This window comes from Ruegeria sp. N8 (assembly GCF_056531325.1).
Map to the genome: position 1 here is coordinate 215,929 of NZ_JBQFLQ010000003.1, position 13,043 is coordinate 228,971.

Here is a 13,043-nt window from a genome sequence, read left to right on the forward strand (position 1 = left end):
TAATAAAACACCGTAGGCCGGGCTTCAGCCCGGCACCCGGCGAATGGCGGGCTGAAGCCCGGCCTACATACGCTCCAAAAACCGAGCCGCGCTGTCGCCAGACCGCGGGGTGGCGATCTTCGGCTGTGCTGCGCACTTTATGCCTGCCAAATCCGCGTACTGTACGAGCGTTGCGCTTACGGAGACAAATCGCCAGCCCGTCCGGGCGGTCTGGCGATAGCGCGGCGGCCTATCGGCCTTTGCTCCGCGCCTCAAAATACGAATTGATAAGCTTCGAAAGGCACCACATGCCACTTAATTGAAGATGACCTTAATACGGTCCGGGAGGTCGCGGAGCCTCTTCTGGCATGTTGAAGAAGTCAGCTCCTCTGTTTCATAAGGCAAGTGTACTGCAACAACTTGAAACCCGCCTATTCTTTGGCGACTTAAGTTACAGAAGTTGACAGAAACCTCATCTGACTCTCTCGCCATTTCATCAGCATGCGGCGCGATTTGCTGCGACCAAAACTCTGATTCTTCACGAACGCTAGAGGGAGCACCGACATTTAGGCAGTCAAAAGTTCTGCCATCGGTCCCGGCAAAATAGACAACTTGGTTTGATGGAAAACCGTCGGGGAAGGCACTTCGAATCTCCGCAACCTGGTCCTGCCACAGCTCGAAACATAGGTGGCCTTTTTTGACTTGCTCAGCCGTGGACAGGCTTGGGATTGTACCAAGAGCAAGCCTAAAAATCAGTTGAGCAGCATAACTCAACGAGTTTTGGTTCACCGCGACAAACCACCATGCAAGTTCGGCATATCCAGCGCCGCGAACCCATAGTGCCGCAGCCAGCGCAGATCGCTGTCAAAGAACGCCCGCAAGTCAGGAATGCCGTATTTCAGCATCGCCAGGCGGTCGATGCCGATTCCGAAGGCAAAGCCCTGATAGACCTCGGGGTCAATCCCACCGGCGGCGATCACCTTGGGGTGGACCATGCCCGAGCCCAGAATCTCCATCCAGTCGTCGCCCTCGCCGATCTTCAACTGGCCGTTGTCCCAGGAACAGCGGATGTCGACCTCGGCCGACGGCTCGGTGAAGGGGAAGTGCGAGGCGCGGAAGCGCAGCTCGACATCGTCGACCTCGAAGAACGCCTTCACGAACTCTTCCAGAACCCATTTCAGGTTCGCCATCGAGATGTCCTTGTCGATAGCCAGCCCCTCGACCTGATGGAACATCGGCGTGTGGGTCTGGTCATAATCGGCGCGATACACGCCGCCCGGACAGATGACGCGGATCGGCGCGCCCTGTTTCTCCATCGAGCGGATCTGCACCGGAGACGTATGGGTCCGCAGCACATGCGGCGGGCGGTCGTCGCCTTCGGCGCGGTGCATGTAGAACGTGTCCATCTCGGCCCGCGCAGGGTGGTGGCCGGGGATGTTCAGGGCGTCAAAATTATACCAGTCGTCCTCGATCCGAGGCCCTTCGGCCACCGAGAAACCCAGTTCGGCAAAGATCGCGGTCAGTTCCTCGGTCGCCTGGCTGATCGGGTGGATCGAGCCCTGACGGCGCGAACGGGTCGGCAAGGTAACGTCCAGCCATTCGGTGCGCAGACGCTCATCCAGCGCGGCATCGGCCAGCGCGGCCTTCTTAGCGGCCAGCGCCGAGTTGATCTCATCCTTCAGGGCGTTCAGCGCGGGGCCTGCAACCTGGCGTTCCTCGGGCGTCATTTTGCCCAGCTCGCGCATCTTCAACGCGACCTCGCCTTTTTTGCCCACGGCAGCGACTCGGATCGCCTCAAGCGCGTTCTCGTCACCGGCCTCGGCGATTTGGCCCAGATATTTTGCCTTAAGATCGTCCATGACGCCCTCTGAATTTGGTCGCCAACCTGCTATCGGGCCAGCCCTGCGAATGCAAGCGGGACGGTGCGGATCAATAGCTGTATTCGGGATAAATCCGGGTCAGATCGCCGTTCCAGTCGCCATTGTAGTGATCCAGCAACTCATCGGCGGGGACTTTCCCTGTATCGATGCTTTCCTTCAGGGCGTTCAGGAAATGCGTCTCATCCGGCACCAGCCCGCCTGCGCCGGGGAAGGCGCGGGATTTCAGACCGGCCTCGGAAATCGCCACGACCTCGCGCGCCAGATCGTGCATGTTGATAACGCCAACCTGCGCCTGAAGACCCTGAACGGCAGCCTGAACGCGTAGTTCTTCGCGGGTTTCCGCATCCCAGCCTTTGACCAGATCCCATGCCGCATCCAGCGCGCCTTGGTCATATGTCAGACCAACCCAGAAGGCAGGCAGTGCGCACAAACGCCGCCACGGGCCGCCATCCGCGCCGCGCATCTCCATGTATTTCTTGATGCGAGCCTCGGGGAAGGCGGTTGTCAGGTGGTCGGCCCAATCAGACAGCGTCGGGGTTTCACCGGGCAGCGCAGGCAGTTTGCCCTGCAGGAAATCGCGGAAAGACATGCCCAGCGCGTTAATATATTGACCGTCGCGGTAGACGAAATACATCGGCACATCGAGCGCGTACTGCACATAACGCTCGAACCCAAAGCCCTCTTCGAACACAAACGGCAGCATGCCCGTCCGCGCATCATCCAGATGCCGCCAGATATGGCTGCGCCAGCTTTTCTGGCCGTTGGGCTTGCCCTCAAAGAAAGGCGAATTGGCGAATAGCGCCGTCGCGACCGGCTGCAGCGCCAGCGCCACGCGCAGCTTCTGGACCATGTCGGCCTCGGACCCAAAGTCGATATTGACCTGAACCGTGCAGGTGCGCCGCATCATGGCGCGGCCCATGGTGCCGACCTTTTCCATATAGTCGTTCATCAGCCGATAGCGGCCCTTGGGCATCAACGGCATCTCGTCATGGGTCCAGATCGGAGCCGCGCCCAGCCCGATGAAGCCCACGCCGATCTCATCTGCGATGTCCTTCACCTCGCGCAGGTGGGTGTTCACCTCATCGCAGGTCTCGTGGATCGTCTCCAGCGGGGCACCCGAAAGCTCCAGCGCGCCACCGGGTTCCAGGCTGACATTCGCGCCGTCCTTTTCCAGACCGATCAGGTTGTCGCCCTCGCGCACCTCAGCCCAGCCATGGCGGTCGCGCAGACCTTCCAGCACGGCGACGATCGAGCGTTTACCCTCGAACGGCAGCGGTTTCAGCGTGTCCTTGCAATAGCCGAACTTTTCATGCTCGGTCCCGATGCGCCAATCGGCTTTGGGCTTGCAGCCCGATTCTAGATATTCCGCTAGCTGTTCGTGGCGTTCGATCGGCCCGCCGCCGGACTGGGGGATGGACATGAACCGCTCTCCGATCCTGATGTGTCTGTCTTTGGGTGAGTCGTGGGGTGAAATGCCGCCAGTGTCAATGCAGCCGCAGATGCGCCGGTCGCATCGGGCGCTTTTCCCAGATCACCACGGGATGCACCGCACCGCCGTTCAATTCGGCCAGCATCTGTTCGGTTTTCAGCCCCGGCAGGTTCGAGAACACATCAAAAAGCGCCTCGGCCCCTTCGGCATTCACGGGAATGTGAAGCGTTGGCTGGCCCGGCTGAGACAGTACCCAATGCGCCGGGTTCGAGGTCGGGTCCAGTGCCAGCCGTTCGATCTCGCGCGTGGCGACCATGCCGCCGTCCAGCGGGCCCAGATAGGTGATCTGACCTTCGTCGATGGTGACAACGCCGGGGCCGCCTGCCCCAGTGCGAAATCGCGCGCGCTGAAAACCTATGACGGCCAGCGCCACGGCCACGGCAACCAGAACCCAGCCCATCCAGCCCAGCAGGCCACCGGGACCGCCAATCCAGCTCAGGCCAACCAGCAGGACGGCCACGGCAACCAGCACTTCGCGCCAGCGCCACAGGGTCAGTTTGGCTTCGGGTCGGATGAAACTCATGCCGGGTCCTTCGGGTTCTTGAACAGGATCAGCGAGAACTGTCCTGCTGGTTTGAATCCGATTGCCATATAGGCACGCGCCGCCGAATTGGAAGCCGCAAACAGCACCGCGCGCGACACGCCGCTGGCATTTGCCTCGAGCAGATGCAAGGAAACAGCCAACCGCGCATAGCCGCGCCCGCGCAGCTTGGGCGGGGTATAGACCCCGCCGATCTGAACCACATCGGGCAGGCGCGCATTGAACCCTGTCATCGCCACGGGCTGACCATCGACCACAAGTACCCGGTGCGAATTTAGGTCCAGATAGGTCACATAGTCCTTACGCGCTTGCTTCCGCGCGCGGTCAGGAGCGAAATCCATCGCCTCTATCAAATAGTCGCGTCGCCATTCTTCGGTGATGTCTCCGTTGAACCCACCCAAAGGCTCAAGCATCGCACCGGTGGTATCGGGCACCACAAGTTGGGTCAGGTCCAGAGTGAACCCCGGCTCGTCACTATTGAGTGTCGCGGGACGGCCCGCCCAGCCCGCAAGCTGCATGATCCGCCGCGCTTGGGTCGCCTCGGCTGCAATCCCGAACAGCGGCCTGCCGCGGATCAGGTCGATCGCGGCCAGCAGATCGGCGTCGGAACAATCGGGGCATTGTGGCAGAATCATACCTTCGTTGGTGATGGCAAAAACGGCCCACGGATCGTCACCCAACACCCAGGCACTCAGCGCGCGCGGGCTGGTTCCGCCCAAGCCGTATTCGCGCAGATTGGCCAGCGGAAACATCGAGGTCTGGACATGCCGCGACAGAAACCGGCGGATCGCAGGCACGTCCGTCGTATCAGCCGGTCGCCAGTTCATGACCAATCCCCCAAGGCCTGCTGCCACATGGTCAAGGCCGCCACCGCCGCCGTATCGGCCCGCAGGATGCGCGGCCCAAGACTGACGACATGGGAAAAGGACAACCCGGCCAGGCGCGCGCGCTCTCGATCCGAAAACCCACCCTCGGGCCCGATCAAAATAGCCCAGGGCTGGCCCGACTCATGGGCAGCCAGACGCAAGGCCGAGCCGACCTCGGCCTCATCACAGAACATCAGCTGACGGTCCTCGGGCCATGCGTCCAACAGTCGGTCCAAACGTTGCAGATCGGCAACCTCTGGCACGTAGGTGCCGCCGCATTGCTCGGCTGCTTCGACCGCGTGGGCCTGAAGACGGTCTTGCCGGATACGCTCGGAATTGGTGAATTCGGTTTGTACCGGCAGAATGCGCGCAGCCCCCATCTCGGCCGCTTTTTCAACGATGAAATCAGTACGGGCCTTTTTGATCGGCGCGAATAGGAACCACAGATCGGGCGGCAGTTGCAGCGGCTTGGTCTGGCGGGCGCAAGTCAGCACACCGCCACGCTTGCCCGCCTCGGCAACGTCGGCCAGCCACTCGCCATCTTGGCCGTTGAACAAGGACACTTGTCCGCCGACGGCCAGCCGCATGACGCCGAACAGGTAGTGGGCCTGATCACGCGTCAAAGGAACCGATTGCCCCGCACCCAAAGGGTGCTCTACATACAGTCTGATCTTTGCACTCATGAGACCTTAATATGCAAGGCAATGCCCCAACACCAGATGGTCAGGTCGCTGATGCCGTCAGTGGCAACTGGGTCGACACTCACGCGCCCGCCTTTACCCGCCCCTATCTGCGCCTCAGCCGCGCGGATCGACCCATCGGCACTTGGCTGCTGCTGATCCCTTGCTGGTGGGGCCTTGTGCTGGCTGTCCTCAGCGACGGCTCGCCCCGGTGGGAGGATCTGTGGATCGCCGCCGGATGCGCCATCGGCGCCTTCCTGATGCGCGGCGCGGGCTGCACATGGAATGACATCACCGACCGCGAATTCGATGCGCAGGTTGAGCGTACCCGCTCGCGGCCCATCCCCTCGGGTCAGGTCACGGTGCGGCAGGCGGTGGTCTGGATGGGGCTGCAATGCCTGTTGGCTTTGGGCATTCTGCTCAGCTTCAATCAGACGGCCATAGCAATGGGCGTCCTGTCGCTGCTGCCGGTCACGATCTATCCCTTCGCCAAACGGTTCACGTGGTGGCCGCAGGTGTTTCTGGGGCTGGCCTTCAATTGGGGTGTTCTGTTGGCCTGGGCCGCGCATACCGGATCCATCGGCGTGCCTGCGATTTTGCTCTATCTGGCGGGGATTGCGTGGACGCTGTTCTATGACACGATCTATGCCCATCAGGATACCGAAGATGACGAATTGATCGGCATCAAATCCACCGCGCGTCTGTTCGGAGAGGACACGGCCAAGTGGCTGAAATACTTCCTTGTGGCCACCGTTTCCCTGATGGGTCTGGCAATTATTGACGCAATAACCACGCAGGCCTCGATCATGGCGCTGTTTGTTGCGCTGGCCGGACCGTGGGCAATGGGCTGGCACATGGCGTGGCAATTGCGCGGGCTGGACACCGAGGACAACGCCAAGCTGCTGCAGCTGTTCCGCGCCAACCGCGACACCGGCCTTATTCCGCTGATCTTCCTGTGCGTGGCACTGTTGGTTTGATTGCACCTCGGCGCGGGGCTCTGTAAGAGTCCCCCCAACCACCCGAGGAGTCGTCTGCCCGCACATGCGCCTGCCCTATTTCTTAGCTGCTGCCCTGATTTTCCTCGTTTCGGCCGGGTTGTCCCTGCTGGCCGCTAGCTATGCGGTGACCGCGGTCGAGGAAGCATCGGAATTTGCCGTCCGCCGCGCGCTGGACCTGAAAGGCCATGACTGGGCCGAGGTCGAATCGGACGGGTTGCGCGTGGTGCTGACCGGTACCGCGCAGGACGAGGCCACCCGGTTCAGCGCCCTGACCGCCGCCGGGACCGAGGTTGATACCTCGCGCGTCATTGATGACATGGAGGTGGCGCCGACAACGCAGCTGGCCCCACCGAAATTCTCAGCCGAGATTTTGCGCAATGACAGTGGCATCTCGGTTATCGGCCTAATCCCCGCCACCCAAGATCGCGATGCGCTGATCGAGCGGTTGCGCCGCCTGGATGCCGACAACGTATCGGACCTGATGGAAACGGCCGAATATCCCACCCCTAAAGGTTGGGACGACGCGCTGGATTTTGCCATCGAAGCGCTGGGCCGCCTGCCCCGTGCCAAGATCTCGGCCAGTCCGGGGCTGGTCAAGATCACCGCCATCGCGGATAGTCGCCATGAAAAAGAGCGGCTGGAACAAGAGCTGACGCGCGCAGCCCCACCCAGCTTGCGGATAGGGCTTGCAATCTCGGCCCCGCGCCCGGTGATCACGCCCTTTACCCTGCGCTATTTGATCGGAGCCGAGGGTGGTCAGTTCGATGCCTGCTCGGCGCAGGATGAAGATGCCCGTACCACCATCATCGCCGCCGCGCAGGAAACCGGCATGACTGGGCCCTATAGTTGTACGATCGGACTGGGTGAGCCGTCTCCTCGGTGGTCCGAAGCAGCGATTCTTAGCATTCGGGCGCTGGCACAGATCGGTCAGGGGTCTGTCACCATGTCCGACGCAGATATCACGCTTGTGGCCGCAATGGGCACAGACCCAGGCACTTTTGATCGGGTAGTAGGCGAGCTTGAGACAGCCCTTCCCGACGTCTTTGCCCTGCATGCCGTGCTGCCCGAACCCGAAGAAGACGCCCCTGCTGGCCCGCCCGAATTCTCGGCCACGCGCAGCCCCGAAGGTTTGGTCCAGATGCGCGGACGTCTGGGTGACGAAACCCTGCGCGACATGGTCGACAGCTTTGCCCGCGCGGCCTTTGGCTCGGAACAGGTTTATACCGCCACAAGGATCGCACCGGACCTGCCTGCCGACTGGCCCGTGCGCGTGCTGGCTGGGCTGGAAGCATTGGCGCAACTACACAACGGCGTTCTGACGGTGACACCTGATGACGTCGCCCTGAGCGGCGTCACCCATGACCCCGACACACGGGCCGGGATCACCAGCCTTTTGTCGGACAAGTTGGGCGACGCCCAGGAATTTAACCTGTCGATCACCTATCAGGCCCCACCCGAACCCGAGGACACACTTCCTGACCCCGAACAGTGCGAAGAACAGATCGCGCAGGTCCAGTCCTCCAGCAAAATCGCCTTTGAACCTGGGTCTGCCACTGTCGCCGCTGACTCGCGTGATACGGTCAACCAGATCGCCGAAATCCTGCGGGACTGCGGCCCAATCCGGATGGAGATTCAGGGCCATACCGACAGCCAGGGCCGCGAGGAAATGAACCAGCAGCTTAGCCAGGCACGGGCGCAATCCATCCTGAACGAGTTGCGCGGCCGCCGGGTCCCAACCTCAAGCTATACCGCTGTGGGCTATGGCGAAACGCAACCCATCTCCGATAATGACACCGAAGAAGGCCGCGAGGAAAACCGCCGGATCGAGTTTCGCCTGATCCGTCCTGAAACCGTCGCTGCGACGGAAACCGGGCTTGAGGCAATGGAAACGGACGCCGAACCGACAGAAGACGCCGTAGATACCGGCGCGGGGGACCAATAAGTTGAACAGACTGGAATTCATCATCGCCACGGCCATCATCCTGTTCGGCGCGTTCTGTATGGGGTGGTTCGCCAATTGGCTGGCCCACCGTCTGTCCCGCGTGCGCCAAAGCGACGTGGCCGATCTTGACCGCATGAGCCAAGAGCTGCACGAGGCCGAGGAAACCCGCGATCAGGCCATAACCTATCTGCAGCAACGCGAGGCCGAGTTGACCAATCAACTGACCCAGACCGAGGCCGAGCTGTCCGCCGCAATGGAAGGCCTACGCGCCGCCCGGCAAGAGGCCGAGGAACTGCGCGGACGCATCAACAACGCGGATTAAGTCACCACCGGCTCAGCGCGTCTTCGTCTTCGTCCTTGGCGGCGACCCAATCGGCGCCTGCGTTGGTGATCTCTTTCTTCCAGAACGGCGCGCGGGATTTGAGGTAGTCCATCAGGTACTCGGCCGCCTCGAACGCATCTTTGCGGTGGGGCGAGGCGGTGGCCACCATCATGATCCGATCCCCCGGAGCCAACCGTCCGTGGCGGTGGATCACCAGCACATCGCCCAGCGACCAGCGCGATTGCGCCTCGGTCGCGATCTTGGTCAGGGCGCGTTCGGTCATGCCGGGGTAGTGTTCGATCTCCATCACGTCCAGATCGCCCGTGGCCAGGTCGCGCACAACGCCGGTAAAGGTCACGATGGCCCCGTTGGCAGCATCATCCCCAGCAGCAAAGGCGTTGGCTTCTGCCCCCATGTCAAACGGGGCTTCCTGTACGACGATCCGCATCTCAGCCGCCTGTCATGGGCGGAAAGAACGCAACCTCGCGCACGCCCGACAGCGGGGCGTCAAAGTCCGACAGTTCCTGATCCAGCGCCACGCGCAGGGCCGACAGATCAGCGAAGGCAGCAGCATAGCGGTCTTCGCGCGCGCTGAGTTCAGCGACCAGATCGCTGACCGTCGCGGCCTGCGTTTCGACCTTTTCCTTGGGCAGGCCGATGCGTTCGCGCACCCAGGCGAAATACAGCACGTCCATCGCTTAGCTCTCCTTCAGATGGGGCATGGCTTTACGTAGGTAGTCATAGCCCGTGATCAATGTCAGCGTCGCAGCAATCCACAGCAGCCACAGCCCAATACGGCCCGACCAGAACATGCCTTCCAAATGCCAGCGGAGGTGGTTGTGGTCCTCGACCTCGCCAGTCAGGACCTGATCTATGATCGTGGGGTCCATGCCGAAAGTGGCCATGACGAAATAGTGCTCGAATATCCCCTGCGAGAACAGGATGGCAATCGCCACCATCTGCGCCGTGGTCTTCCACTTGGCCAACTTGGTCACTTTCAAAGTTCCGGCTACATCGCCCAGATACTCCCGCAGGCCCGAGACAAAAACCTCGCGGAACAGGATCACGGTAGCGGGCAAAACCAGCCAAGGCGTCCAGTGTTCTGTCGAATAGCCCACAAGGATCATCAGCGCGATCACCACCATCGCTTTGTCGGCAATCGGATCCAGCATCGCGCCAATCTTTGTTTCCTGCTTCCAAGCACGGGCCAAGTAGCCATCGAACCAGTCGGTGATGGCGGCGGACATGAACAGGATCAGGGCAAACCAATCGGCATAGGGCCGGGTGAAATACAAAAACATCACGGCCAGACCTGGCGCCGCCAATAGGCGAAGCACGGTCAGGATATTGGGCAGGTTCCACTTCATGGTTAAAACTTTACATCGCCGGTTCAGGACATGAAAGATGGCCCGTTGAAAATCTGCCCCGATCACAGGCGGTTGCAGTGATTGCGGTCAAAGGGTCGCAACCCCGTTTCCGCGACTTGGCGCGCACAGTGTTTGCGGCCAGATTGGCGACTGGTTCAGACAGAGCGAAACATGACAACCCACATTCAAACCGACCCCCGATCGAACCTGGTCGGCAGCGCGTGGATGATCGCTGCGATGGCGCTGTTCGCGCTTGAGGATGCGCTGATCAAGGCCGCCTCGGCTGCAATTCCGATCTGGCAGGTGCTGGTGCTGTTCGGCGCAGGCGGTGCAGTGATCTATGCGGTGGTGGCCAAGTTACGCAGCACACGGCTGTTTCAACCGGATGTGTTGTCGCGGCCAATGAAAGTGCGCGTGGTTTTCGAAATCCTCGGGCGGTTGTTCTATGTGCTGGCCATCGCGCTGACCCCACTATCCTCAGCCACGGTGATATTGCAGGCCACGCCTCTGGTCGTTGTTGCGGGCGCTGCTCTGGTCTTTGGCGAAACCGTCGGCTGGCGCAGGTGGAGCGCCATTCTGATCGGCCTTGTCGGCGTCGTCATCATCATCCAACCAACCGGAGACAGCTTCTCGGCCCTGTCCATCCTTGCGGTGCTGGGAATGTTGGGGTTCGCAGGCCGCGATCTGGCCAGCCGCGCCGCGCCCGCTTCACTGGGGATCGAGGTGCTGGGGTTCTACGGTTTCCTCTGCATCATCGTCGCCGGGCTGGCCTATCGGTTCTGGGAGGGCACACCGATGCAGCCCCTGACCGCCCATGTCAGCCTGCATATGACCGGCGCAATCGTTATGGGCGTCATGGCCTATGCCGCGCTGATGAAGGCGATGCGCACGGGCGAGGTCTCATCCGTCACGCCTTTCCGCTATTCCCGGCTGCTGTTCGGCATCGGGTTGGGCGTGATTATATTCGGTGAGCGGCTGGATCAGACCATGTGGATCGGGTCAGCACTGATCGTGGCCTCGGGGCTGTATATCCTGTGGCGCGGGCGGCGGGCCTAGCCCTTGTCGTGGAAGAAATCATAGACCTTCTGCGCCAACCCGGCTGAGATCCCGTCCACCGCTTTCAGATCCGCCAGATTGGCCCGGCTGACCGCCTTGGCGCTGCCGAAATGGGTCAGCAAAGCGCGTTTGCGCGCCGCGCCCACGCCGGGGATTTCATCCAGAGGCGTCGCCCCAACCGCCTTGGCCCGTTTGGCGCGATGGGTGCCGATGGCGAACCTGTGCGCCTCATCCCGCAGGCGTTGAATGAAGTACAGCACCGGATCGTTGCGCTTCAGCGCAAAGGCGCGTTGGCCGATACGGTGGAATTCCTCTTTGCCGTGGTCGCGGTCCACACCCTTGGCGACACCGACCATCGGGATGTCTTCGACGCCATGTTCGACCATGATCTCATGCACCGCACTCACCTGCCCCGCGCCGCCATCGATCAACAGCAGGTCGGGCCAATGACCCTTGTCTCGGTCTGGGTCTTCTTTTTGCAAGCGGGTGAAACGGCGAGTCAGAACCTCTTTCATCATGCCAAAATCGTCGCCGGGGGTCAGATCATCGCCCCGGATGTTGAACTTGCGATAGGCGTTTTTCATGAACCCCTCGGGGCCCGCCACGATCATGCCGCCCACCGCGTTGGTGCCCTGAATATGGCTGTTATCGTAGACCTCGATCCGCTCGGGTGGCGTGTCCAGATCAAACGCCTCGGCCACACCGCGCAACAGCTTGGCCTGCGTGGCGCTTTCCGACATGCGCCGTGCCAGTGACTCGCGTGCGTTGCGCAGGGTTCCGGCGACCAGTTCTTGTTTCTCGCCCCGTTGAGGGACAAGAATTTCAACCTTGCGCCCGGCTTTTTCCGACAGCGCATCCTGCATCAGATCAGCGTTCTCGATCCCATCTGACAGGATCAACTGACGCGGCGGTTCCTTGTTGTCGTAGAACTGACCGAGGAAAGCCTCCATCACCTCGGCCGGTGACACATCCGCCCCGACCCGAGGGTAAAAGTCCTTGTTGCCCCAGTTCTGGTTGGCCCGGATAAAGAACACCTGCACACAGGCCTGCCCGTTGTCCAGATAGAGGCCAATCACATCCGCCTCGGCCACGCCGCGCGGGTTGATGCCTTGGGACGTCTGCACCTGCGTCAGCGCGCGAATACGGTCGCGTAGGCTGGCGGCGCGTTCGAACTCCATCGCCTCGGACGCGGCCATCATCTGTTCGGCCAGTTCTTCCTGCACCTTGGTCGACCGGCCCGACAAGAACCGTTCCGCATCCTTGACGCTTTCGCCGTAATCGCTTTCCGAGATCAACCCAACACACGGCCCAGAACAGCGCTTAATCTGATACAGCAGACAGGGCCGCGTCCGGCTGTCGAACATGGAATCCGAGCAGTTACGCAGCAGGAACGCTTTTTGCAGCTGGTTCAGCGTCCGGTTCACCGCACCGGCGCTGGCGAATGGGCCAAAATAGGCGCCCTTTTCTTTCTTCGCCCCACGATGTTTCTTGATCTGCGGAAACCCATGATCCTTGGCGACCAGAATGTTCGGAAAACTCTTATCGTCGCGCAGCAGCACATTGTACTTGGGCTTGAGCTGCTTGATCAGGTTCTGCTCCAGCAGCAGCGCCTCGGTCTCGGTCCGCGTGGTCAGAAACATCATCGAAACCGTCGCGGCGATCATCTTCTCGATCCGCCCCGAATGTCCGGGCCGCGTATAGTTCGATACCCGCGCCTTCAGGTTTCGCGCCTTGCCCACGTACAGAACCCGACTGTCCGCATCCAACATCCGGTACACACCGGGCGAGCTGTCCAGCGTTTTCACATATCGCTGTATACATTCGTATCCAACGCTTTGGGTTTCGGAGTTCGATTCGTTCTGGACGGTCATGTGCCTGAAATATGATTCCCTCACCATGGCTGCAATCTTGAGCGCCTCAGAT

The 13,043-nt window shown here is 61.2% G+C and carries 14 protein-coding genes; 4 read left to right on the forward strand and 10 right to left on the reverse strand.

Going from position 1 to position 13,043, the window contains the following annotated elements; genetic code table 11:
* Positions 1-294: 294 nt before the first annotated feature.
* From ACR0C5_RS08760 to ACR0C5_RS08785, 6 genes are all read right to left on the reverse strand, one after another.
* Positions 295-768, reverse strand: a complete 474-nt coding sequence (locus ACR0C5_RS08760; RefSeq protein WP_480876009.1) for a hypothetical protein — start codon at positions 766-768, stop codon at positions 295-297.
* Complete coding sequence (gene pheS / locus ACR0C5_RS08765) at positions 765-1,838, reverse strand: phenylalanine--tRNA ligase subunit alpha (protein ID WP_170789645.1); 1,074 nt, start codon at positions 1,836-1,838, stop codon at positions 765-767. Before pheS ends, ACR0C5_RS08760 begins: the two co-directional genes overlap by 4 nt.
* A 70-nt stretch (positions 1,839-1,908) precedes the next feature.
* Positions 1,909-3,279, reverse strand: a complete 1,371-nt coding sequence (locus ACR0C5_RS08770) for a glutamate--cysteine ligase (protein ID WP_170772705.1) — start codon at positions 3,277-3,279, stop codon at positions 1,909-1,911.
* A gap of 64 nt (positions 3,280-3,343) precedes the next feature.
* Positions 3,344-3,871: a hypothetical protein gene (locus tag ACR0C5_RS08775; RefSeq protein WP_170772706.1), complete on the reverse strand. Its 528-nt coding sequence runs from the start codon at positions 3,869-3,871 to the stop codon at positions 3,344-3,346.
* Positions 3,868-4,716 (reverse strand): GNAT family N-acetyltransferase, encoded by an 849-nt coding sequence (locus ACR0C5_RS08780; RefSeq protein WP_170772707.1) that lies wholly within the window; start codon positions 4,714-4,716, stop codon positions 3,868-3,870. The genes ACR0C5_RS08775 and ACR0C5_RS08780 overlap by 4 nt, the downstream gene beginning before the upstream one ends.
* Positions 4,713-5,438 (reverse strand): 16S rRNA (uracil(1498)-N(3))-methyltransferase, encoded by a 726-nt coding sequence (locus ACR0C5_RS08785; protein ID WP_170772709.1) that lies wholly within the window; start codon positions 5,436-5,438, stop codon positions 4,713-4,715. Before ACR0C5_RS08785 ends, ACR0C5_RS08780 begins: the two co-directional genes overlap by 4 nt.
* A gap of 11 nt (positions 5,439-5,449) precedes the next feature.
* Here ACR0C5_RS08785 and ubiA point away from each other — a divergent pair, with 11 nt between their 5' ends.
* From ubiA to ACR0C5_RS08800, 3 genes are all read left to right on the forward strand, one after another.
* Positions 5,450-6,412 (forward strand): 4-hydroxybenzoate octaprenyltransferase, encoded by a 963-nt coding sequence (ubiA, locus tag ACR0C5_RS08790; protein WP_170772710.1) that lies wholly within the window; start codon positions 5,450-5,452, stop codon positions 6,410-6,412.
* A gap of 64 nt (positions 6,413-6,476) precedes the next feature.
* Positions 6,477-8,375 carry an OmpA family protein gene (locus tag ACR0C5_RS08795; protein WP_480876013.1) on the forward strand — a complete coding sequence of 633 codons (1,899 nt, stop codon included), beginning with the start codon at positions 6,477-6,479 and terminating at the stop codon, positions 8,373-8,375.
* 1 nt (position 8,376) lies between these two features.
* Positions 8,377-8,697 (forward strand): hypothetical protein, encoded by a 321-nt coding sequence (locus tag ACR0C5_RS08800; RefSeq protein ID WP_170772712.1) that lies wholly within the window; start codon positions 8,377-8,379, stop codon positions 8,695-8,697.
* Position 8,698: 1 nt separating this feature from the next.
* Here the strand turns inward: ACR0C5_RS08800 and ACR0C5_RS08805 are convergent, their stop codons facing one another.
* From ACR0C5_RS08805 to pgsA, 3 genes are read right to left on the reverse strand one after another with little or no spacing between them, the layout of a single operon-like run.
* Positions 8,699-9,145 (reverse strand): molybdenum cofactor biosynthesis protein MoaE, encoded by a 447-nt coding sequence (locus ACR0C5_RS08805; protein WP_170772713.1) that lies wholly within the window; start codon positions 9,143-9,145, stop codon positions 8,699-8,701.
* A gap of 1 nt (position 9,146) precedes the next feature.
* The gene (gene moaD, locus ACR0C5_RS08810) at positions 9,147-9,392 is read right to left on the reverse strand and encodes a molybdopterin converting factor subunit 1 (protein WP_170772714.1); all 246 of its coding nucleotides are present in this window, start codon (positions 9,390-9,392) and stop codon (positions 9,147-9,149) included.
* Between the two features lie 3 nt (positions 9,393-9,395).
* Positions 9,396-10,064 carry a CDP-diacylglycerol--glycerol-3-phosphate 3-phosphatidyltransferase gene (pgsA, locus tag ACR0C5_RS08815; RefSeq protein WP_170772715.1) on the reverse strand — a complete coding sequence of 223 codons (669 nt, stop codon included), beginning with the start codon at positions 10,062-10,064 and terminating at the stop codon, positions 9,396-9,398.
* Positions 10,065-10,235: 171 nt separating this feature from the next.
* On the opposite strand from pgsA, the gene ACR0C5_RS08820 reads away from it, so the two are divergent.
* Complete coding sequence (locus ACR0C5_RS08820) at positions 10,236-11,120, forward strand: DMT family transporter (RefSeq protein WP_480876015.1); 885 nt, start codon at positions 10,236-10,238, stop codon at positions 11,118-11,120.
* On the opposite strand, the gene uvrC is transcribed toward ACR0C5_RS08820, so the two are convergent.
* A complete protein-coding gene (gene uvrC / locus ACR0C5_RS08825; protein WP_480876017.1) occupies positions 11,117-12,991 on the reverse strand; it encodes an excinuclease ABC subunit UvrC in 1,875 nt (624 codons plus the stop codon). The genes ACR0C5_RS08820 and uvrC overlap by 4 nt on opposite strands.
* Between the last annotated feature and the right edge of the window lie 52 nt (positions 12,992-13,043).

What these genes read in the sequence shown, in the direction of transcription:
- pheS (WP_170789645.1), bottom strand. Translation starts at nt 1,838, where the DNA reads ATGGACGATCTTAAGGCAAAATATCTGGGCCAAATCGCCGAGGCCGGT.
- ACR0C5_RS08770 (WP_170772705.1), bottom strand. Translation starts at nt 3,279, where the DNA reads ATGTCCATCCCCCAGTCCGGCGGCGGGCCGATCGAACGCCACGAACAG.
- ACR0C5_RS08775 (WP_170772706.1), bottom strand. Translation starts at nt 3,871, where the DNA reads ATGAGTTTCATCCGACCCGAAGCCAAACTGACCCTGTGGCGCTGGCGC.
- ACR0C5_RS08780 (WP_170772707.1), bottom strand. Translation starts at nt 4,716, where the DNA reads ATGAACTGGCGACCGGCTGATACGACGGACGTGCCTGCGATCCGCCGG.
- ACR0C5_RS08785 (WP_170772709.1), bottom strand. Translation starts at nt 5,438, where the DNA reads ATGAGTGCAAAGATCAGACTGTATGTAGAGCACCCTTTGGGTGCGGGG.
- ubiA (WP_170772710.1), top strand. Translation starts at nt 5,450, where the DNA reads ATGCAAGGCAATGCCCCAACACCAGATGGTCAGGTCGCTGATGCCGTC.
- ACR0C5_RS08795 (WP_480876013.1), top strand. Translation starts at nt 6,477, where the DNA reads ATGCGCCTGCCCTATTTCTTAGCTGCTGCCCTGATTTTCCTCGTTTCG.
- ACR0C5_RS08805 (WP_170772713.1), bottom strand. Translation starts at nt 9,145, where the DNA reads ATGCGGATCGTCGTACAGGAAGCCCCGTTTGACATGGGGGCAGAAGCC.
- moaD (WP_170772714.1), bottom strand. Translation starts at nt 9,392, where the DNA reads ATGGACGTGCTGTATTTCGCCTGGGTGCGCGAACGCATCGGCCTGCCC.
- pgsA (WP_170772715.1), bottom strand. Translation starts at nt 10,064, where the DNA reads ATGAAGTGGAACCTGCCCAATATCCTGACCGTGCTTCGCCTATTGGCG.
- ACR0C5_RS08820 (WP_480876015.1), top strand. Translation starts at nt 10,236, where the DNA reads ATGACAACCCACATTCAAACCGACCCCCGATCGAACCTGGTCGGCAGC.
- uvrC (WP_480876017.1), bottom strand. Translation starts at nt 12,991, where the DNA reads ATGACCGTCCAGAACGAATCGAACTCCGAAACCCAAAGCGTTGGATAC.